The following is a 2,316-nucleotide window of genomic DNA, read 5'->3' as shown; positions in this document are numbered from 1 at the left end:
AAAATTTATGAGTATGAAGTATTGAGAATTGATCTTAGCAATGAAGAAATTAAAAGAGAAAAAATCGAAGGTGAAGTAGTAAAGAAGTATTTAGGAGGAAGAGGATTAGCATCTAAAATATTATATGATGAAATTGACCCTAAGGTAGACCCTCTTAGCCCCGAGAATAAACTTATTTTTGCTACTGGATTATTAACTGGAACAGCAGCATCTACTGGTGGGCGTTATATGGTTGTCACAAAAGGGCCATTAACCGGTACTATTGCAAGTAGTAATTCAGGCGGATTTTTTGGGGCAGAATTGAGATTTAGTGGTAATGATATTATTATTTTTGAAGGTAAAGCAAAAAGACCCCTTTATTTATCAATTAAAGGTAATGAAGTGGAACTTAAAGATGCCTCAGAAATATGGGGAAAAACAGTTTTCGAAACTACAGATTACTTAGTAGATGTTTTTGGCAATGATAAGGCTAAAGTAAGTTGTATTGGGCCTGCTGGAGAAAATTTGGTTAAATTTGCTTCAATTATGAATGATAAACACAGAGCTGCCGGTCGTACAGGTGTAGGGGCAGTCATGGGCTCAAAGAACCTAAAAGCTATAGTTGTAAAAGCAGATGAAAAACAGGTTGAGTATTATAAAGAAGAAATGATGGAAGTTGTAAGAAAACAAACCAAGATGTTAAAAGAAGATGGAGTAACTGGAGAAGGTTTGCCATCTCTTGGTACTAAAGTTTTGGATAATATAATTAATTCTAATGGATTATATCCAACTAATAACTTCCAGTATGGTACTTTTGAAGATGTAGAAGAAGTTTCTGGTGAAGCTTTAGTTGAAAAAGGTTATTTACAATCAAATAAAGGATGTTATGGATGTCCAATACGCTGTGGACGTGATGTAAAACTACCTAATGGTCAGCATGGTGAAGGGCCTGAATATGAAACTGGCTGGGCTTATGGTGCTGATTGTGGAGTAAATGATCTAAATGCTATCACGGAAGCTAACTTTATTTGTAATGAACTCGGTTTGGATACAATTTCAGCTGGAACGACAATTGCCTGTGCAATGGAGTTATATGAAAAAGGTCATATAGATAAGGATGAATTGGAAAATGGCCCTGAATTAAAATTTGGTTCTTCCGAATCAATAGTTTATTATACAAAACAAATGGGTTATCGTGAAGGTATTGGAGATGAATTAGCTGAAGGTTCTTATCGCCTAGCAGAATCAAGAGGGCACCCTGAGCTTTCAATGAGTGTTAAAAAACAGGAACTTCCTGCTTATGATCCAAGAGGAGTACAGGGCCATGGACTTAATTATGTAACCTCAAATAGAGGTGGATGTCATGTTAGAGGATACATGATTTCTCCAGAAGTTTTAGGTGTACCTGAAAAACTAGATCCTCAAGAATTAGAAGGAAAACCTGAATGGGTAATTATATTCCAGGACTTAACAGCTATAATTGATTCAATTGGAATGTGTCTTTTTACTTCATTTGCTTTAGGTCTTGATGATTATCGAGAAATAGTAAATGCAGGTACAAAATTTGACTATACATCTGATTCATTGCTGGAAACTGGTGAAAGAATATATAATCTGGAACGTCAATTTAATTTAGAAGCTGGTATTACTCCTGATGAGGATAAGTTGCCTGAACGTTTTGATGAACCTCTTCCTGATGGACCTCAAAAGGGTATTAATTCAAAATATAAAGAGTTATTACCAAAATATTATAAAAAAAGAGGTTGGGAGGAAGATGGTTATATAAGTGATAAAAAATTAGAGGAAATGGGCATTAAATAAAATATAATTCAGTTAATAAAATCCATCCAATCTTTTAATTAGGGTTGGATGGATTTTCAATTAAAAGAGGATGATAATTATGACAATAAAAGTAAAATTTTATTCTTTATTTAAAATAAATCTGAAGAGTTCAGGGGAAGTATATGAAATTAAAAATCCAATTACTATTTCTGAATTAATTAACAAGTTAGATAATGATTATGATGATTATTTTACCAATAAATTACTTAATGATAAAGGAAAAATTTCTCCAGGGGCAATAATTTTAGTTAATGGAAAAAACATTCTCCATCTTAATAATTTAAAAACTGAGCTAAAAGATGAAGATATTATTACATTATTTCCTCCATCAGCTGGAGGTTAATTATCAAGTTTATTTTTAATCTCTTTAATGAATTCAGAGTTTTTATCAAAGAAACTATAATTACTTTTAATTATAGTTTCAGCACATTTTTTTGCAGTATTAATGTTTTCTAAAGCAACTTCATAATCAGCTTTTACCGTTTTTTTTATTTT

General features: G+C 32.2%; 2 protein-coding genes. Both read left to right on the top strand.

Features of this window, described 5'->3' with window-relative positions; translation table 11 throughout:
- On the top strand, window positions 1-1,800 hold a 1,800-nt coding region (locus VJ881_02325), incomplete at its 5' end, for an aldehyde ferredoxin oxidoreductase family protein (GenBank protein HKL74877.1).
- A gap of 79 nt (window positions 1,801-1,879) precedes the next feature.
- Window positions 1,880-2,164, top strand: coding sequence for a MoaD family protein (locus VJ881_02320; protein HKL74876.1), 285 nt, complete (start codon window positions 1,880-1,882; stop codon window positions 2,162-2,164).
- Window positions 2,165-2,316: the final 152 nt, after the last annotated feature.

The organism is Halanaerobiales bacterium (genome assembly GCA_035270125.1).
GTDB lineage: Bacteria > Bacillota > Halanaerobiia > Halanaerobiales > DATFIM01 > DATFIM01.
The sequence above is the reverse complement of the archived record's forward strand: the minus strand, read 5'-3'. Positions and strand labels throughout refer to the sequence as shown.